Origin of the sequence: Streptomyces tendae (assembly GCF_014650435.1) — a bacterium.
Lineage (GTDB): Bacteria > Actinomycetota > Actinomycetes > Streptomycetales > Streptomycetaceae > Streptomyces > Streptomyces tendae.
Genome location: NZ_BMUY01000010.1, coordinates 19,666 through 37,938 on the forward strand (window position 1 = coordinate 19,666; position 18,273 = coordinate 37,938).

General features: G+C 71.7%; 14 protein-coding genes. 4 read left to right on the forward strand and 10 right to left on the reverse strand.

Annotated elements, in window-relative coordinates:
- Positions 1–84: 84 nt before the first annotated feature.
- The 7 genes from IE258_RS25335 to IE258_RS25365 form a co-directional block, all read right to left on the reverse strand.
- Positions 85–831 (reverse strand): helix-turn-helix transcriptional regulator, encoded by a 747-nt coding sequence (locus tag IE258_RS25335; protein WP_189747066.1) that lies wholly within the window; start codon positions 829–831, stop codon positions 85–87.
- Positions 832–1,363: 532 nt separating this feature from the next.
- Positions 1,364–2,002: an HAD family acid phosphatase gene (locus IE258_RS25340; protein WP_189747068.1), complete on the reverse strand. Its 639-nt coding sequence runs from the start codon at positions 2,000–2,002 to the stop codon at positions 1,364–1,366.
- 260 nt (positions 2,003–2,262) lie between these two features.
- On the reverse strand, positions 2,263–5,217 hold the full coding sequence (locus IE258_RS25345) for a CHAT domain-containing protein (protein WP_189747070.1): 2,955 nt from the start codon (positions 5,215–5,217) through the stop codon (positions 2,263–2,265).
- A gap of 18 nt (positions 5,218–5,235) precedes the next feature.
- A complete protein-coding gene (locus IE258_RS25350; RefSeq protein WP_189747073.1) occupies positions 5,236–7,179 on the reverse strand; it encodes a caspase family protein in 1,944 nt (647 codons plus the stop codon).
- A gap of 11 nt (positions 7,180–7,190) precedes the next feature.
- On the reverse strand, positions 7,191–7,796 hold the full coding sequence (locus tag IE258_RS25355; RefSeq protein ID WP_189747075.1) for a nucleotide exchange factor GrpE: 606 nt from the start codon (positions 7,794–7,796) through the stop codon (positions 7,191–7,193).
- A 9-nt stretch (positions 7,797–7,805) separates the two neighbouring features.
- Entirely contained in the window at positions 7,806–8,960 is a 1,155-nt protein-coding gene (locus tag IE258_RS25360; RefSeq protein ID WP_189747078.1) for a tetratricopeptide repeat protein, read from the reverse strand.
- Between the two features lie 30 nt (positions 8,961–8,990).
- Entirely contained in the window at positions 8,991–10,631 is a 1,641-nt protein-coding gene (locus IE258_RS25365) for an Hsp70 family protein (protein WP_189747080.1), read from the reverse strand.
- Between the two features lie 204 nt (positions 10,632–10,835).
- On the opposite strand from IE258_RS25365, the gene IE258_RS25370 reads away from it, so the two are divergent.
- Complete coding sequence (locus IE258_RS25370) at positions 10,836–11,624, forward strand: cobalt-precorrin-6A reductase (RefSeq protein WP_189747082.1); 789 nt, start codon at positions 10,836–10,838, stop codon at positions 11,622–11,624.
- 113 nt (positions 11,625–11,737) lie between these two features.
- On the opposite strand, the gene IE258_RS25375 is transcribed toward IE258_RS25370, so the two are convergent.
- Positions 11,738–12,412, reverse strand: a complete 675-nt coding sequence (locus IE258_RS25375) for a precorrin-8X methylmutase (RefSeq protein WP_189747084.1) — start codon at positions 12,410–12,412, stop codon at positions 11,738–11,740.
- 249 nt (positions 12,413–12,661) lie between these two features.
- On the opposite strand from IE258_RS25375, the gene IE258_RS25380 reads away from it, so the two are divergent.
- The 3 genes from IE258_RS25380 to IE258_RS25390 all read left to right on the forward strand — a co-directional run bounded on the left by IE258_RS25380 (position 12,662) and on the right by IE258_RS25390 (position 15,962).
- The gene (locus IE258_RS25380; protein ID WP_189747086.1) at positions 12,662–13,714 is read left to right on the forward strand and encodes a 2,3-butanediol dehydrogenase; all 1,053 of its coding nucleotides are present in this window, start codon (positions 12,662–12,664) and stop codon (positions 13,712–13,714) included.
- A gap of 225 nt (positions 13,715–13,939) precedes the next feature.
- Positions 13,940–14,905 (forward strand): alpha/beta hydrolase, encoded by a 966-nt coding sequence (locus IE258_RS25385; RefSeq protein WP_189747088.1) that lies wholly within the window; start codon positions 13,940–13,942, stop codon positions 14,903–14,905.
- 52 nt (positions 14,906–14,957) lie between these two features.
- Entirely contained in the window at positions 14,958–15,962 is a 1,005-nt protein-coding gene (locus tag IE258_RS25390) for a hypothetical protein (RefSeq protein ID WP_189747090.1), read from the forward strand.
- Positions 15,963–16,016: 54 nt separating this feature from the next.
- Here the strand turns inward: IE258_RS25390 and IE258_RS25395 are convergent, their stop codons facing one another.
- Positions 16,017–16,523, reverse strand: a complete 507-nt coding sequence (locus tag IE258_RS25395) for a DinB family protein (protein WP_229892403.1) — start codon at positions 16,521–16,523, stop codon at positions 16,017–16,019.
- Positions 16,524–16,765: 242 nt separating this feature from the next.
- Positions 16,766–18,199 carry an endo-1,4-beta-xylanase gene (locus tag IE258_RS25400; RefSeq protein WP_189747093.1) on the reverse strand — a complete coding sequence of 478 codons (1,434 nt, stop codon included), beginning with the start codon at positions 18,197–18,199 and terminating at the stop codon, positions 16,766–16,768.
- Positions 18,200–18,273: the final 74 nt, after the last annotated feature.

An 18,273-nucleotide genomic window follows, 5' to 3' on the forward strand; every position in this document is an offset into this window, starting at 1 on the left:
ACCGTCCGCGCCACAAGGAGAGCTACAACAAGCTGCCAGCGACCTGAGGTTTTCCGCATTGTCAAAGCTCAGCCTGACAAGTTCTTACCCCGCCAACTGGCCGGTAGCCGCGGGCAGGAGCTCGCCCGAGGGTGAAAGGAGGCCGAGCTCCACCGCGCGTGCACCCGCCTGAAATCTTGAGGTCGCCCCCAGTTCACGGGTGATTTCCGCGACGTTGCGCCGGTAGGTGCGCACCGAAATGCCCAGTTCGCGGGCGGCGGCCTCGTCGGTCCGTCCCGAGCTGAGTGCCTGGAGGATGCGCCGGCCGAGCGCGCTGCGTGAGCGGTCGCTCAGGCGCCGGTGGTCCGCGAGGGCGGCGCTGCCGGACCAGGAGACGGCGAACAGGGTGCGCAGATTGCGCAGGACGGCTGGGGCCCGGACGACCACCGCCTCACGGACGGCGACTCCGTTGCGGATCCACACGGCGCCGACAACGCTGTCGGCGAGCACCACTTCCTGCAACGGAGCCTTGGCCAGGCGCGTTTCGACCCCGGGCGCGTACTTGTCGAGGTGCTCGAGGAAGCGGCGGTCGCGCAGCAGGCCGACCCGGCCGAGCAGCTTGACGCCGACGCCGCGTGCGCTCGCCCGGCCCAGCTGGTCGATCAGTTGGTAGGTCTCGTCCTGGCCCTCTCCGGTGAGGACGACGGCCAGGTGGTGACGGGCGGTGGCGATCATCTGCTCGGTGGCGGCCCCGACGGAATTGTCGTTCGGCTCCAGCGAGGCGACCAGCCGCTCGACGTTGCGGTGGCGGTCGACGGCGATTTCGACGAGTTTCCGCGCTTGTAGCAGCACGCCCTCTATTTCGTCACTCGACGGCCGTGATTCCGTGAATTCTGCAGCGAATTCGAAATCGTTGGCTATCTCGAAATTGACTGAGTTACTTGGCACAGCTCCCCCTGAAGCTTGACCAATAGGAGTTCCCGCCTGCCCAGTTCCGCCGCCTTCGTGGGGCGCGCGGTCCGGGCGCGGGGTCATACCCGTGCAAACAGCCAGAGAGATAACCTAGCGAGACGCCGTACTCGGCCCATGAAGGGGCTTACGACCTGCAGATGCAACACGGCAGACATCCCGCATTTTGAGCTCCATTCCCCCGCTAGGCAGACACAGGCGGCAAACTGGACATCCATCTGAAGGATGGTCAACAGTGGCCTGTGTCGCTCCCGTTACTTCGACGGTACCCAGGACAGCTTCGTAACGTCAAATGCTCCTGTCTGAAACAATTACGGAAAACCGCATTGTGCGGCGGGGGCTGCCTTTGCGCGCCGACGTCACTTCGCGCTAACGCCTCCGGCCCCCCGGGTACGGCGGGGCCGGAGGCGCCCGGTCAGTCCAGGGCCCCGTCGTAGTCGGGCAGCTTGAAGGTCCGCTCCGCGTGGCCGCCCACCAGGTCCGACGTGTTGTTCCCGATGTTGGCGACGATCGTGTACCCGTCGGCCTCGATCTGCGCCCGCTTCGACGTCTTGAACTCGGCCGTGTCACGGAAGAGGTCGCCGATGTTCCGCTGGTACAGACCGGTGATCGGGTACCCGACCGCCTCCAGGTTCGCCTCCGTGACCCACGAGATCAGGTCGGGCCGAGCGGTGACGAAGAATATGGCCGCGCCCCTGCTGTGCGCGTACTGGGCGAGTTCGAGCGTCGGCTTGACGGCCGGCGTCGGCGGCAGCACCTGGAAGTGCGTTTCCAGCGAGGTGTTGTCGATGTCGAGGACGATCGCCGGCTTCTCGCCCGCGCTGTCGTCCAGCCGCTGCTCGACGTAGGGGCGGGCCTCGTCGATCACCTTGCGCACATCGCTCTGCCAGGTGTCGTAGTCCACCTCCGCCGCCGCGGCCCGGGCCTGTACGGTCGTCACCGACCGGCTCTCGTCCGCCGGAGCGGCCACCGCCTGGGCCGCCCCCGTGGCTCCCAGAACGAGCGCGGCCGCGACGGTCGCCGCCGCGCGTCCTCGGAACGCGATGCTGGCCATTCGTCCTCCCTGGTGTTCGCTGCGCGGTGGCCGTCCGGCCCCCGCAAAGCTGAACCTAAAGGCCGATTCAACCGGTTTGACGTGGGCGTGACCGCAACCGGAAGAGGAGTTCCGCACGACCGCCGCCCTGCTCACCAGCACCTGCGACATCGCGCCAAGCAGGCCGAATCGGTGGCAGGTTGCTGCCACCGGGAAACTCCGGTCCGACGGGAGCGCAGGTCGTGGCGCCGCGGGAGCGGTGCGCGGGTGGTGGCCACCGGTCACCAGCCCTGGTGGGTGAAGCCCGCCCAGCCGACCAGGTTGGCGGGGCGGATGTACCGGGCCCGGACAGCGAGGCGGGCCGGCATCTCGGGCGGGACTCGGCGCTGTGGGTCGAGCATCCACAACTGGGCCCGGCGTAGCGCCTGCCCCGGCGGCAGCGACTCGCGTCGCAGGTAGTGGTGGGTCATGTACATCAGCAGCGAGGTCTCCTCGTCCGGCACCGGCCACAGCGTGCCGAGCACCGTGTGCGCGCCTGCCGTCAGAAAGGCCGTGGCCAGGCTGTACGCCTCGTCGTAACCGCGGCTCGAGACGTTGCTCCAGCAGGCCGCGAGGCACACCAGACCGGGAGCGATGCGCCGGACCGCGCCCTCGATCAGCTCCTCCGCGGCCAGACTGCTGCCCCCGGCCAGGTCCAGGTACGCGCTGCGCCGCTCGCCGGGATCGACCCGTGCGTGGCAGGCCAGGTGCAGCACGCCACCGCGCAGGCCCGCCAGCCGTGCGGACACCTCAGCGGCATCAGCGGTGTCCGCGTCGAGATACGTACCGTTCGGGTAGAAGACCCGGTGGATCGCCTCCGCTTCCTCGCCCGCGTACCCGAGATCCCCGGTGGGGTCTCCGATCACCAATGCCGGGCCGCCGGATGCCCCGGCCTCGGGGGGCGTTCGCCCGGCGACCTCGCACAGGGTCCGGGCAGAGGGTGCGTACGAGACCCGCAGGTCCTCCAGCGCGTACCGCCGGCCCGGACCTCCGGCCCGCCAGGCGGCGTGCCACGGTACGGCACCGAGCGCGCCGAGGGGGACGAGGACGACGGACGGAACACGGGGCCGGCCCGGCCGGTCGCCGTGGAAGTCGCCGCTGCCGCGGAACTCCGCCGCCAGCAGAGCCATGACGGACTCCCAGGCCCAGCCGCACAACCGGTCCAGGGCCTCGGCCCCGGGCGGTGGCGGCCCGCCCTGGGGTGTGGCCACCGGGCCCGCGTCCCTGCCCGGACTCCCACCCCCGCGCACGCGCGGGTCGCCGCCCGCTCCGCCGACGGCCTGGTACGCCGTGAGCTCCTGGGCATCGAGGCGCAGGTCCGGCAGCGCGACCGAGCGCAGCGACCCGTCGGCACCGACGATCAGCGCGGCGCCGGGAACCGTCCGGCTCCGCCCCGCCGGCAGCGCCAGTTCCCCCGTCGGCACCAGGTAGACCAGCGCGTCGGCGCCGAGGGTCCGCAGCGCCCGGGTGATCTCGGCAACGGCGGGAGTCCTGAGCAGCCTGTCGCGGTACGGCGATGCGGCCAGCACCTTCAGCACCCGGCGGCGCAGCCGCACATCGGGCCCGTTCGGCCGGGGCACGGACATGGGCTCGAGCCCGCCGAACGGTCCGGGCTCCGGCTCGAGCGGCACCGGCCCGGCCGTGCGCCACTCCTCGGCCAGCCCGTCCTGGCCGAGCTGCCTCAGCATGTCCGGCACGGTGGCGCCGACCTGCGCCGCGTGCAGCATCAAGGCGCGGCCGCTGTCCAGCGCCACAACCGCGTCCTCGAGCTCGCCGTCCAGGACGCACCAGCGGGCGACGTCGAGGCAGGTTTCCTCCATCGCCCTGCTGCCCGCCTCCATGGCGTGACGGGTGCCGGATTGGAGAAGGACGTTCCAGGCGAGGCCGGACAGCGCGGCGAGGCCGATCTCTCGTGCCTCCTTCCCGAGCCGGGCGGCTGCCGCCGTCCGGAACTGGGGCATCATCATCGACCGCGAGCGCAGCGCGTTCGCCAGCAGGGAGCCGACACCGGTCCACATCGGGTGGGCCGGCCCCTCGGCCAGGCGCCGGACCCGACGCAGCAGCGAGATGGCCCGGTCGGTGTGGGCGATGATCTCCCGGCCCGCGGGCGACAGATGGCTGAGCGGCTTGGGCTCCCAGCGGACGAGGCCGGAATGCATGAGATGAGCGATGGCCAGCTGGGCCGCGCACCGCATCCAGTGCTCGCCGCCCTCCTCGCACTGCTCCAGTGCCTCACGGAGCAGACCGATCGCCTCGGCCATCGCTTCCCGGTCCCCGTCGTCCCCGGCCCCGGCGATCATTTCGACTGCAGTCTGCACCAGTGCGTAGGGGTTCGTCGGGTCCGGCCCTTTGCGGGCGTCGAGCCGCGGACGCGGTCCGGGCCAGGACTGGCCAGGCCGCTGGAAGATCAGGTTCCGGAGCATGGTCCGGTTCGCGGCGAGCCACGACTCGGCGCTGCCCCGCCCCGGGTGGTGGCGCGGCAACCGGGCCAGCGCGATCTCCTGCTCGCGGATGTACCGGTCCACTGCCTCCTCGTCCCTGCCGAGGTAGGCCCGGCCGGCGCGGAGGCAGGCGATGTAGCAGGTGAGGTACGCCTGGTCGTCCGGCCGGACGTTCAGGTCCCGCCGGGCCGCCGTCAATTCCTCGATGGAAACGTCGAGTTCGCCCTCGCCACCCCGTAGCCGCGCGTGCTCCGCACGCGCCACCGCGCGGCCGATGCGGAAGGCGGTGGCGGTGGCGGCGGTAGCCCCGTCCGTGGCGGGGAGCAGACTGGTAGCCGCGCCGAGATCCTCGACCGCCTTCTCGAGCAGCTCCGGATCGGCGTTCGTGGCGGCGGTGTCGTGCACCACGACGAGCGCCAGGACCCCCGTGATGTGCGCCTGCCATTGCGGGTCCCGCACGGTCCGCGCCGCCGCAGCCAGCTCCTGCGCCTGCTCAAGGGTGCAACAGGGCCCGCTCTGCCTCATCAGCGGTACGAGCTGAAGCAGATAGCCGGCGAAGCCCGGCCGGCGCGGGTCGGTGCCGGGCATGCTCCGCCAGTGGGCGTAGTAGAGCTCGAAGGCCGCCGCGGCATCGGCCGTGGCCGCGTGCTCCGCGACCAGCGTGCCGAGTTGCCCGATCGCCGTGCTCCACGGCCGGTCGCCGATCACCGCCTTCACGGACCTCATCAGGGACTCGAGGTCGAAGCGATCAGCCATCCGTGACCGCCGCCCTCCTCAGCACCGCGGCACCTCGGTACGCACCTGGACCGTCTGCGTGGCCCACTGCCCCGGCCCGCCCGCTTCCTCCGGATGAGCGTCCCTGCTGCTCCGCGCGGGTGCGTCGAACCGGAGCAGCCCGTCCGCGTGCCGGAGTGCGGTGCCCCGGCTGCCGACGGAGGCGAGTGGGTCCCAGCGGTCGAGATGGAAGGGCACGGTGTTCAACTCGCCCTCGCAGACGATCAGTTTCAGCCAGTCCCGGACGAAGGCGCCGGGCCGCGGCGTCCGGTGCGCCGGCAGGGACAGCTGCACGGGCCGGTTGTCGAGGGCGTACCCGGTGTGGCCCGGCCCGACGAACCGGCCGTCGTCGAAGAGCCCGGTGTGGGAGGCGTAGCTGTCGGTGAGGTCGAGCAGGACGCACCACAGCCGGCGTCCCGTGGTGGCCGGGTGGCGGATCCGTATCGAGACCAGGGGCGGCACGGGGCCGGCGGGCCCGAGGCCGTACCGGCAGGCGATCTCTCCGTCGCCGTCGGGCACCAACGGAGTGTCGCTGCCCCAGGGCGTGATCTCCAGGCGGATCCGTCCCGTCAGCGGGGAGTGAGGTGCCTCGAGGTCGCGGAGCCGGTGCCAGCGTGTCAGATGAACGAGACAGGCCGCGACCCGGTCCGCGTCCTCGGGTCCGTCCAGCGGCAACGGGGCGACGAACGGAGAGCCGTCGCGCCGCAGCACGTGCGCCTGCCCTCCGCGGGCCTCGATCCGGAACAGCAGGGCACTGGCGTCCTGAGGCCGTCCGACGCGTCGCAGCAGCGGGGAGGGCCCGCCACCGGGCCCGGCTTCGGCGATCGCCCGTGTCAGCGCCCGAGCCGCGGCCGGGTCGTCGGGTGCGGTCAGGGTGACCGAGGCGGGCGGCACGGCCAGTGCGGAGAGAGCCACCGGGTAGACCTCCGCCGGCTTCGGTGACCAGCCCACCGGCTCGACGAGGGTGCGCTCCGGGCCCACCGTCGCGGCCCTGACCGTGCGGCCCACGGCGGCCGTCCCCTCAGCAGTCCGCCGGGGCGGGTCCGGCCGGGTCACCCGGAACTCGCTGCCCGGCCCCGGCGGCAGGCCGTGGCCACTCCCGCAGTCGACCTGCCAGCCGTCCCGCCGGTCCTCCCACAACAGGTACGGGCTGGGAACGCGGGCGCCGGCGCCGCCGAGGAAGGGCTGGTCGGCGATTCCGCCCGGTTCCGCGGGCGCCAGCGTCGGCCGCTGGTACGTGCAGGAGACCAGCAGCCGGGACCGTGCGGCGGCGTGCACCTCGCGGTACGTCGCCGTCGGGCCCGCCGCCCTCAGCGCGCCCAACAGGGCGTGGCTGAACAGCCCATGCGCCCTGCCCTTGAACCGCCCCTCGTAGGAGGGCTGGTCGAGCCGGGTGGCGGCGAGCAGCACGTGCCTCGCGGGCCGCTCGGGAATGCGGGCGTCCCGTGCGGCAGCCGCGAACCAGGCGGCGTCGGGGGACGCGCAGCGCGCAGTGAGGTGCCGGCCGCGGGTGGCGCCGCCGGCGTAGCAGCAGTCCAGCACCGCGACCGTGTGGACGCCGCGCGCGGCAACCTCGTCGAGGAGGACGCCGAGGCGCTTGTCGACGAGCAGGCCGTCCACGCATACGAGTGCCTGAAAGCGGCCGGTGGCCTCGATGTCGAGGTGCGCTCGTTCGGTGGCCGGCTGCTCGGTGCCGTGGCCGGAGAACCAGAACAGCGCCGTGTCCCCGGGTCTCGCCCGTCCGAGGCGGTGCCGGATGCCCGACGCGACGGCGCTCACGGTGGCGTCGCCGTTCAGCAGCTTCGTCAGCTCGAGCCGCCCACCGGTGCGTCGTACCAGCAGTTCCTCGGCGGCCTCCACGTCGTTGAGACATCCGGTGAGCGGCGTGCAACGGTCGGCGGGGTAGGCGTTGATACCCGTGAGGAGGGCGTGGACGGTTCCCATCCGGCCGCCGTTCACCGCTCGGTGTGCACGCGGACTTGTTGCGGTCGCACGATGCGCTCGTCCATCCGGTAGCCGTGCCGCACCACTTCGGCGACCCGGCCGTTCTGCTCGGGGGAGAGCGCGGTGATCGTTCCGACGGCTTCCTGCAGGCCGGGGTCGAACGGGCCGGCGGTGACGGGGATGCGGGTCATGCTGTACTTCTCCAGGACACCCAGCAGCTCAGCGGCGACGGAGCCGGCGAAGGCGTCGCCCTGCGCGGCCTGCCGCTCGACCCGGTCGACGACGAGGACGAGATCGTAGAGCAGCGGCTGCACGATACGGCCCTCAGCGGCCCTGCGCGCCTGGTCGAGCTCCGTCAGCAGACCGTCGAGGCTGCGGCGGGCCTCCCGATCGTTCAGCAGCCGACGGCGGAACTGGTCGCCGAGCGCGGCCAGTTCGTCACGCATGCCGTCGACCGCGTCCGCCACGACGGCGAACGGGTCGGGCCCCGGCGCGGTGGCCGGGGGAGCGGGCACGGGGCCGAGCTCGGGCCGCGGGCCGGGCGGCGGTGCCATCGGCTCGGCGAGATGCGGGACGGCCGGGTCCCCCGGCTGGGGCAGTGGCGGCGGAGTGGTCATGAAACTCTCCTAGGTCTGCGGCCGTTGGTGTGGGGGCAGCTCGTTGCAGGTGTGCTGCCAACGCGGCTTGACGCCCATCACGATCGGCAGTCCGAAGAACCCGGCGAGGGGCAGCACGACGAGCGGAGTCGGCAGCACGAGCATCAGCGCCGCGCAGACGCCCATGACCGAGCCCATGCGCTTGTACCAGCGCCAGGTCCTGCCGAGTGCCTCGCTCGCGTGCACCCGGTACGTGGTCAGCTGGTCGCGGAGTACGCCGTCCGAGGCACCGACGGCCAGTCCTTGGTCCACGCAGTGCGTGACCATCGGGGCACTGCCGGCAGCGGCGATGACGTACCGCTCCCGCGCCGGGTGCCAGACCATGGCACTCTCGGCGCGCCGCAACCAGATCCAGCCGATCTGGTTGCGCACGCCGTCGTGGCCGGGCCGCTCCGTCAGGGCTCGTTCGTAGTTGCTGAGCGCCTCGTCGTAGCGTTCGACCCGGTAGAGGCTGTCGGCGGCGGCGATCCGGAGACCGACGTCGGCAGGTGCGAGCTCAACCGCCTTCAGGTGCCAGGGGACGGCTTTGACGTGATCGCCGAGCTGCTCCCACACCTGGGCCGTCAGCGAGTGGGTGAGCGCGTCGTGGGGGAGCAGTGCGAGGGCCCGCTGGAACTCCTGGAGCGCGTCGCTCAGCTGTCCCTGCTTGGCGTGCAGGGCACCGAGCAGACGCCAGGCCTCGCCGTTGCGCTCGTCGTGGTGCACGGCCTGCCGCAGCTCGTACAGAGCGCCTTCGCTGTCACCCCCGTTCATCAGCCTGCGGGCGTGCCCCACCCAATCCCGGACGTGCAGGGTGGGCTGTGGCTGTGGCTGTGGCTGTGGCTGTGGCTGCGGCTGCGATTGGGGTTGGGACTTGGGTGCCGGCACGCGGGCGTGCCGGCGCGCCTGGTCCAGTCTGCGGTCGTAGGCGTGGCGCCGGTCGGTGTCGAGGAGTTCCTTCCGTGCCTCCGAGACCAGCGCGACCTTGTCCTCGGCCTCCCGCCTCCTCTTGGCGTCGGGGGCCCGGCTCGCCCGGCTCGACCAGGTGCGGAAGGCCCGGTCGAGCTGCCGGGAGACCTGGTCCGCACTCGCGGCACGGTCGATGCCGAACTCCGCGTAATAGTCGGGGACGTCGTCGGTCGTCATCGTTGTCGGCTCCGGCGGCAGAGTCGGGACCTAGAGGGTCGGGACGCGGGCGACACGGTCACTGAACTCGCTCAGCTCGGTCTGACTCAGATTGCCGGGGCGTTCGAGCTCGAACTCGCCGAGCCACTTGCCCGTCGTGCCGTCCTTCACCTCGACGTGGATGATGCCGTCGACGTCGTAGGAGTAAACCACCTCGAATGGCGCGCCCTTCGGGTGCTGCGGGATCTCGATGGTGCTTTCCCCGACCGTTTTCACGTACGCCAAGTCCTCGTCGTCGCCCTCGGTCACCTGTACCCGGAACCGTCGCTGCCGGTCGTAGAGGGTCACGAAGATGTCGCTCTTCTTGGCCGGCACGGGCGTGTTGTGCGGAATGATCACCGTGTTGAACTGGTGGTCGTGGTTGTCCAGGTCGGTCGTGACCATGCCGAGGGACTGCGAGGTGACGTCCTTGATGGACCTCACCCTGCCCTTGGTCAGACGGGCCAGACCGTCGCCGGGGGAGGACTCGACGCTCGCTCCGCTGCCGACGTACTTCCGCTTCTCCTGCGCCTCCTCGGCGCGGACCGAGGCGTCCAGCGCGACCAGTGCGGCGCCGAGCGCGACCACCTCGTCCTGGGCGATGCCGCGCTCCGGCTCTCTGCCGGAGAGCCGCTGGATCAGCTTCGGCACCATGGGCATCCGGGTGGAGCCGCCGACGAGCAGGATCCGGTCGATGTCGTCCCAGCCGAGCCGCGCCTCCTCCAGCACGCCCTCCGTGAGGATGCGGGTGCGGTCGAGCAGTTCCGCGGTGATCTCCTCGTACTTCTCGCGGGTCACCCGGATCTGCTCGTGGCGGCCGCCCACGGAGAACATCACGACGGCCTGCGGGGCGTTGGAAAGGGTGCGCTTGGCGATCTCCGCCTTGTCGCGCAGCTCGGCCTGCAGGACGTTGTCCTCGTTGAGGTCGGGACCGCCCGAGGCCATGAACGCGCCGTTGAGGTGGTTCATCATGGCGCCGTCCCAGTCGAAGCCGCCGAGGTTGCGGTCCCCGTCGGTGGCGATCACCGTGTAGTCGCCGTTCTCGACCCGCATGACGGTGACGTCGAAGGTGCCACCGCCCAGGTCGTACACGAGCACCGTGCCGATCCCCGCACCACCGTCCCCGTCCGCCCCGTCCGCCCGGTCCTCCCCGCCGTCGTCCGCGGAGGACTGATCGAGGCCGTAGGCGAGCGCGGCCGCGGTGGGCTCGTTGACGATGCGCAGCACTTCGAGTCCGGCGATCCGCCCGGCGTCCTGCGTCGCCTTGCGCCGGACGTCGTCGAAGTACGCGGGTACGGTGATCACCGCCTGCTCGACGGGCTCGCCCAGCATGAGTTCGGCGTCCTCCTTGAGACGCTTGAGCAGCAGAGCCGAGATCTCCTCGGGCCGGTACGGCGTGCCGGACTCCGAGTGGTAGATCGGGTTGCTCTCCCCCATGTAGCGCTTGGCGAACTGCACCACGTGGTCGGGAGCCGTGGCCGCGGACCGCTTCGCCTGGGATCCGACGACCACGGTGTCGCCCTGGAACATCACTACGGACGGTGTGATGTTCTCGCCCTCCCGGTTGCGGACGATGGACGGAGTTCCCGCCCGGTCCGCGACCGCCACGGCGCAGTACGTCGTCCCGAGGTCTATGCCCACCACACGCGCCACTGCTGAATCCCCCTTCTGCACATGACCCGGCCAACTACGTCATCATGCCCATTCCGAGGCCGCTTGACCGGCGTTCGGCGAGAGCCGGTCAAGGAGCGACGGCGCCGTGGCGCAGACCGGTGTGCTTGAGTTGGGCGCTGCGAGGCCCCTGGCCTCGCAGCTCATGCCTCACTTCCGGAAAGGGATTCCGATGATGGACCTGTCGTGCACGTGCTGATCCTCGGCGGCACCACGGAGGCCCGCCGGGTCGCCGAACGGCTGGCGGCCGAACCGCTGCCCGGGCTGCGGGTGACGAACTCCCTCGCGGGACGGGTCTCCGCACCCAGGACACCGCCCGGCGAGGTGCGCGTCGGCGGCTTCGGAGGCGCCGAGGGCCTCGCCGCCTGGCTCCGCGAGCACACGGTCGACCTGCTCATCGACGCCACTCACCCCTTCGCCGGAACGATCAGCTTCAACGCGGCGCGGGCCGCCGCCACCGCCCGTGTCCCCCTGCTCGCGCTGCGCCGCCCCGGATGGGTGCCGGTCGAGGGAGACGTCTGGCACGAGACCGGCTCCCTGGCGGAAGCCGCCGCCCTGCTGCCTTCCCTCGGACGACGCGTCCTCCTGACCACGGGGCGGCTGGGCCTGGCCGCCTTCGCCGGCCTGGACGACCTCTGGTTCCTCGTCCGGTCCGTGGACCCGCCCGAGGCGCCGTGTCCCGCCCGCACAGAGGTGCTGTTGGAGCGCGGCCCGTTCACCCCCGACGGGGAGCGCGAGCTGCTGCGCCGGCACCGGATCGACGTCCTGGTCACCAAGGACAGCGGCGGCGCGGCCACCGCACCGAAACTGACGGCCGCCCGCGAGGCCGGACTGCCCGTGGTCGTGGTGCGCAGGCCCTCGGTGCCCGAAGGGGTGCCGGTGGTGGCCGGGCCCGACCAGGCGGCGCGGTGGGTACGAGAGGCCCATGCGCGCCACCCGGCCGCGCGACGGTGCGGCCCTCACGTCTCCGGGTAGCGACGGGGCGTCCGGACGACCTCTTCGACCTCGGCCGGGTCCGGCTCCGCCGACGGGGCGTCAGCCACGGCTGACCGGCGCCGGACCCGAGCCCGACTCCGTACCGCCTGCGTTCATTCTTCCTCGCTCGCGATCGCGTTGAGTGCGGCGGCGGCGATGGCGCTGCCCCCGCGACGGCCCCGTACGACCAGGTGTTCCAGGCCGGAGGGGTGGGCGGCGAGCGCGTCCTTGGACTCGGCGGCGCCGACGAAGCCGACGGGTACGCCTATGACGGCGGCCGGGCGGGGCGCCCCTTCCTCGATCATCTCCAGGAGCCGGAACAGGGCGGTGGGCGCGTTGCCGACGGCGACCACGGCGCCCTCCAGCCGGTCCCGCCACAGCTCCAGGGCGGCGGCGCTGCGCGTGGTGCCGAGCTTGGCCGCCAGCTCGGGGACGGCGGGGTCGGACAGGGTGCACAGCACCTCGTTGTCCGCGGGCAGCCGCTTGCGGGTCACGCCGCTGGCCACCATCCGCACGTCGCAGAGGATGGGTGCGCCCGCGCGCAGGGCCTCGCGGGCGCGTCCCACCACCGCGGGGGTGTACGAGAGGTCGCGCACGAGGTCGACCATGCCGCAGGCGTGGATCATCCGGACCGCGACCTGGCTGACGTCCGCGGGCAGCCCCGCGAGGTCCGCTTCCGCGCGGATGGTCGCGAAGGACTGGCGGTAGATGGCCGCGCCGTCCTTCTCGTAGTCGTAGGGGGTCACGGTGCTGTTCTCGCTGCTCTCGGTCGTAGTGGTACGGCTCATGAGGTGATCGTCGCCCAGGCGGTGGCGAGCATACCGACCGTCACATCGGGTGTGTCCCCTGCCGCGACAGGTGAGCGCGCAGCGGTGCGCGCATGGCGGGGCGTGTCGTCGGAATCCGCCGCGTATGGCGGTGACCTGCGAAAGCAGAGCCGTCCGACACTGAGGGCGGCGCCGTCCGACACGGCGGTTCGCGTCGACAGCAGCGAGGGCGATCGGTGGTCCCGGTCGTCTCCGAGGAGGAGTGGGAGCATGAAGGCCGCACGGTTCCACGGCAAGGAAGACCTCCGTATCGAGGAGGTGCCCGAGCCCAGTCCGGGTCCGGGGCAGGTGAAGCTCCGCAACGCCTTCGCCGGCATCTGCGGTTCCGATCTCCACTTCTACTTCTACCCGGAGTCGCTGCCCTTCGACCTGGACCAGCCGCATCCGCTCACCGGTGCCGCGCTGCCGCAGATTCTCGGTCACGAGTTCTCCGGCACCGTCGTCGAGGTGGGGGAGGGCGTGACGGACGTGCAGGTCGGCGACCTCGGTGCCGTCTATCCTCTGGCGGTCTCCTGCGGCGAGTGCGGGGCCTGCCGGAAGGGGCTGCCCTTCTCCTGCCGCCTCATGGGATCACTCGGGTCGAACGTCGAGGGCGGCGGCCTGTCGGAGTTCACCGTCGTCGACGCGTCCAAGCTGCACCTGCTGCCGGACGGCGTGGACCTTCGGGCAGGGGCGCTGGTCGAACCGATGGCGGTGGGCTGGCACGCCGTGTCGCGCAGCGGCGTGCAGGCCGGCGGCAGCGCGCTCGTCGCCGGGGCCGGGCCGGTCGGGATCGGCACCTGGTTCGCGCTCAAGGCCCGCGGTGTGGAGAAGGTGCTGGTGTCCGAGCCGAGTGCGGACCGCCGTGCCGTCATGGCCGCACTGGGCGCCCGGGTCGTCGATCCGGTGCACGAGGACCTCGCGGCCGCCGTCGCCGCGCTCACCGACGGTGACGGAGTGGACATCGCGGTGGACGCCGCGGGAGCGGGCCCGGCGATCACCTCCGCGCTGGCGGCGCTGGTCCCCGGCGGCCGTCTGGTGGTCGTCGCGCTCCACGAGCACCCGATGGACTTCCGGCCCACGCAGCTCATGATGGGCGAGACGGAGATCGTCGGAGCCGTCGGATACCGGCCCGAGGAGTTCGACGCGGTCATCACGGCCATGGCCGACGGGGTGTACGACACCACCGGCTGGGTGCAGGAGCTGCCGCTGGAGGGCATCGGGGACGCCCTCCACGCGCTGCGCGGCGGCGTCGGCGGGAAGGTCCTCCTGAAGGTCCGCTGACCTTCAGGAGGACCTTCCTCGAAACGGTCCGGTACGGACGGCCGCGGGGTCGTCCGTACCGGACCGTGGCATACCGCGGGGTGTGCGCGAACGTGCGCGAACGGCGGGGCACACGGCCCAGGACCGCAGCGTTCGGCGGTTCCCGGTGCGGCTCCCCGCGCAGGACGATGGGCTCACGCCGAGTCCAGGCGGCCCAGAGCAAGCAGTACAGATCATGGAGCCTCTATGCCCGCCAGCCTTCCCCGACCGCCGTTCGACCCAGAGCTCGAGGCCGTCCTCGCGGCACTCGCCGACCAGATTCCGCCGACCCTGACCGCGGACATGATTCCGGACATGCGCATGTCGTCGCCGGCCGAGGTCACCGACGAGACGCTGGAGGCCGACGGCCTCACCCGGCACGACGTGACGATCCCCGGGTACCTGGGTGACGAGATCACAGTCTCGGTGATCGCCCGCGAGGACCACCGGGGACTCGGGCCGGGGGTCTACCACACGCACGGTGGAGGCATGGTCGCCGGCAACCGGTTCTCCGGCCTGAGCCAGGCCCTCCCGTGGGTCGTCGAACACGATGCCGTACTCGTCACGGTCGACTACCGGCTCGCACCCGAGCACCCCGATCCCTACCCGGTCGAGGACTGCTACGCCGGACTGCTGTGGACCGTCGAGCACGCCCGGGACCTGGGCATGGACCCGGACAGGCTGATCATCGCCGGGCAGAGCGCCGGGGGAGGGATCGCCGCCGGCGTCACGCTGCTGGCACGGGACCGGCGGGGACCGCGCCTCGCCGGCCAGGTCCTCATCTACCCGATGCTCGACGACAGGGACCGCACGGTCTCCGTGGCCCAGTTCGAGGGCGTGGGTGTGTGGGACCGCGGGAGCAACCGCATGGGCTGGACCGCGCTCCTCGGCGAGCGACGCGGAACCGACGACGTGTCGATCTACGCCGCCCCCGCCCGCGCCACCGACCTCACGGGGCTGCCGCCCGCGTTCATCGACTGCGGCTCGGCCGAGGTCTTCCGGGACGAGGACGTCGCCTACGCCACGGCCCTGTGGCACGCGGGCGTCCAGGCCGAACTGCACATCTGGCCTGGCGGCTTCCACGGTTTCGACCTGACCGCACCCCACACCGCCCTCGCGCACGCCATGACGGCCGCGCGCAACGCCTGGGTCGCCCGCACACTCGGATCCTGAGGCGAGGTCCCCGGTCCTCGGTAAGCTGGGGAGAAGGTGCGAAGGAGCGCAGGTGCACCAGTTGGTCGGACGACTGAACTCACTCGACCCGCAGGCGGGCGAAACGCTGCGGATCGTGTCGTACTTCGACGTCCTCATCACCCGGGGCGCCGGACTCGACGGACTCCTGCGCGGCGCCGCGGTCCTCTCCGGCACGGTCGCCGGTGCGCAGATCCGGGGGCGCGTGACCCGGCGCGACCCGGACGGACACCCGGTCACCGGCCACGCCGCTGGCCGGCGGCACGGTTCCCGCAGGTCCCACGCCGACTGGGTGGTGTGGCTGGAGCGGGACGGGGAGCCGGGACCCGACGACGAGATGATCGTGGAGCGGCTCGCCCTGGGGGTGGAGCTGCTCGACGCCCGCCGCAGTCCCGAGCGCGGCATCGACGCCGTCGTCGACCGGACCCGCACCGTCGCCGAGCGCACCGCGCTCCTCGCCGAGCGCCGGATCGACCCGGCGGCGCGGGTGCGCGTCCTGGCCACCCCGGCGGACGCCCCCGAGATCGGCGAGGCCCCCTCCGCGATCGTGCCGACCCGGTACGGACTCCTGAGGGCCACCCTCGACCTCGCGGGCACCGTCCGCCGCCCGCCGGAACCTGTCGGGTTCGGAACCCGGGTACGAGCCGACCGGGCCCCCGAGTCCTGGGAGGCGGCGGTCGTCGCGCTCCGGCTGACGGACGCCTCCACACCGGCCGTCGACGCGGCGGACCTGGGAGCGATGCTCCTGCTCGCCCAGACCTACGACCCGGAGCACCCGCACGAGGACGTGCGCGTCCTCGCCCGCCTCGACCAGCGCTCCGCCGACGTGCTCCGCACCCTGGTGGAGGCCGACAGCGTCCGCTCCGCGGCGGCCGAGCTGGGCATGCACCACTCCACCGTGCAGGCCCGCCACGAAGCACTGACCCACACCCTGGGCTACGACCCGCGCAGCACCGTCGGCAGGATGCGCTACATCGCCGCCGCCCTGCTGCTGCGCCTCACCGACCCCGCCACCGCGGCACGCCCCGGGCACGCGTAGCCGGTCCTCACCACCGTTCAGCGGGGAGAGTACCGGGGTGCCTCGTTCACACTGCTAGGTCAGGACCATCCATCGTCGGCCGTCGAGCAGTTCCCGCGCCGCGTCGAGGTGGCCGGCGCGGCAGGCGGTCTCGGTGATGACGTGCAGCACGACGTCCCGCAGGGTGTGAAGGTGCGGCTCGCCGAAGAGGTGGTGGGGCCACCAGACCAGGGGAGCGTCCGCAGCGGTGGTGCTGATGACGGTGTCCGTGTGGGCGGCCTCCGCGCGGTATCGGTCGAGGATCTCACCAGCATGGACCTCTGGCCCCACCTCCCACGCGTCACCGTCATCACCCAGGGACTTGATGACCTCTTCGTCGCCGACGGCCACCGCGCGGAACCAGAACCGCTCGACGTCGAGGGTGGGATGCTGGACGAGGGCGAGGCAGTTCCATCCGGACGGCAGCACGGGTCGGCGCAGCGCATCGCGGTCGAGGCCGTCGAGTATCCCGAGGACGTGGCGGCGCTGCCCCTGCAGGAACGACAGGAGTGCCCTGGTCTCAGTGCTCGGCGCTGTCGTCACGGGGCAATCTCCCAGATGCGGCCGGTGAAGAGGGTGATCGCGCTGATGCCCGTGGGTCATGAGGGGGTGCTGGCCGTTTCTGTTGTCACAGCTACGAAGGATCTACGAGCGGGAGAGCCGGGTACAGAGGCCGGATCGAGCGAACCCCTCGTTCATGGTTGATGGAAAGGGCAGTCCGCTGCTGAGCGCAGTCCGGGTCGCCGTAGGTGCGGTGGCGACCCGGGATCGTGGGCGCTGGCGCGTCAGGTGCGGGTCCAGCGCTGGTTGGCGCCGTTCGAGCAGGAGTAGAGCTGAACCTGGGTGCCGTTGGCGGTGCCGCTCCCGACGGCGTCGAGGCAGAGACCGGACTGGACGCCGACGATGGATCCGTCGGAGTTGAGGCGCCACTTCTGGTTGTCGCCGCCCCAGCAGCTGTAGATCTGGACCTTGGTGCCGTTGCCGCTGCCGGCGGCGTCCAGGCACTTGTCGCCGTAGACCCTCAGCTCGCCGGCGTCGGTGTACGCCCACTGCTGATTGGTGCCGCTGTGGCAGTCCCACAGCTGGAGCTGGGTGCCGTCGGAGGTACTGGCATTGGGCACGTCCAGGCAGCGGCCCGAGCCGACGCCCTTGATCTGTCCCCCGTCCGCAGGGGGCTCCGAGGAGTCGCCGCCGTTGAGTGCGTCGAGGACGGCGGTGTACGCGGCCTTCTTGCTGCCGTCGTTGTTGAACAGCAACGGCGTCTGCTCCGACCGCCAGGAGTCGCTGTCACGCACACCCCAGACCGTGATGCCGAGGCAGCGCGACACGGCCAGGCAGTCGTTGGTCACGTTGGCGTAGGTCGAGGCCGGGGCGCCCTGGATGTCGAGTTCGGTGATGGCCACGTCGACGCCGAGGGCGGCGAAGTTCTGCAGGGTGGTGCGGAAGTTGCTGTCGTAGGGGCTGCCGCTGTTGAAGTGCGACTGGAAGCCGACGCAGTCGATCGGCACGCCGCGCGACTTGAAGTCCCGCACCATGTTGTACATGGCCTGGGTCTTGGCCCAGGTCCAGTTCTCGACGTTGTAGTCGTTGTAGCAGAGCTTGGCGGACGGGTCGGCGGCGCGCGCGGTGCGGAAGGCGACCTCGATCCAGTCGTTGCCGGTGCGTTGCAGGTTGGAGTCCCGCCGGGCTCCCGAACTGCCGTCGGCGAACGCCTCGTTCACGACGTCCCACTGCACGATCTTGCCCTTGTAGTGGGCCATCACACCGTTGATGTGGTCGATCATCGCCTGGCGCAGTGCGCTGCCGCTGAGGCTCTGCATCCAGCCGGGCTGCTGGGAGTGCCAGGCCAGGGTGTGGCCGCGGACCTGCTTGCCGTTCTGCACGGCCCAGTTGTAGACGCGGTCGGCGGCGGAGAAGTTGAACTGACCCCGCTGCGGCTCGGTGGCGTCGATCTTCATCTCGTTCTCGGCCGTCACCATGTTGAACTCGCGTGCCGCGATCGACGTGTACGCCGAGTCGCCGAGCTTGCCCGAGGCGATCGCGGTGCCGAAGTAGCGCCCGCTCTGCGCCGCCGCGGCACCGAGCGTGCTCTCGGCGGCGTGGGCGGGCGGCGGCGCCACCAGTGCGGTGGCCGTGCCGAGGACGCCGACGGCCAGCGCCAGCAGCAGACCGCGCGCCTTCCGGCGGATGTCGGGTCTGGGAAGGGCGTACGAGCCCATGACTGTGCCTCCAAGGTAGGGGTCACGGAGGGACTGGAGCGCAGGGACGTGCCTGGTCCGCAACCCCTGCGGGC

Excerpts from the sequence above, each read along its gene's own strand:
- IE258_RS25340 (WP_189747068.1), bottom strand. The coding sequence starts at position 2,002 with ATGGCCAGCATCGCGTTCCGAGGACGCGCGGCGGCGACCGTCGCGGCC.
- IE258_RS25385 (WP_189747088.1), top strand. The coding sequence starts at position 13,940 with ATGCCCGCCAGCCTTCCCCGACCGCCGTTCGACCCAGAGCTCGAGGCC.
- IE258_RS25345 (WP_189747070.1), bottom strand. The coding sequence starts at position 5,217 with ATGGCTGATCGCTTCGACCTCGAGTCCCTGATGAGGTCCGTGAAGGCG.
- IE258_RS25380 (WP_189747086.1), top strand. The coding sequence starts at position 12,662 with ATGAAGGCCGCACGGTTCCACGGCAAGGAAGACCTCCGTATCGAGGAG.
- IE258_RS25400 (WP_189747093.1), bottom strand. The coding sequence starts at position 18,199 with ATGGGCTCGTACGCCCTTCCCAGACCCGACATCCGCCGGAAGGCGCGC.
- IE258_RS25350 (WP_189747073.1), bottom strand. The coding sequence starts at position 7,179 with ATGGGAACCGTCCACGCCCTCCTCACGGGTATCAACGCCTACCCCGCC.
- IE258_RS25375 (WP_189747084.1), bottom strand. The coding sequence starts at position 12,412 with ATGAGCCGTACCACTACGACCGAGAGCAGCGAGAACAGCACCGTGACC.
- IE258_RS25360 (WP_189747078.1), bottom strand. The coding sequence starts at position 8,960 with ATGACGACCGACGACGTCCCCGACTATTACGCGGAGTTCGGCATCGAC.
- IE258_RS25355 (WP_189747075.1), bottom strand. The coding sequence starts at position 7,796 with ATGACCACTCCGCCGCCACTGCCCCAGCCGGGGGACCCGGCCGTCCCG.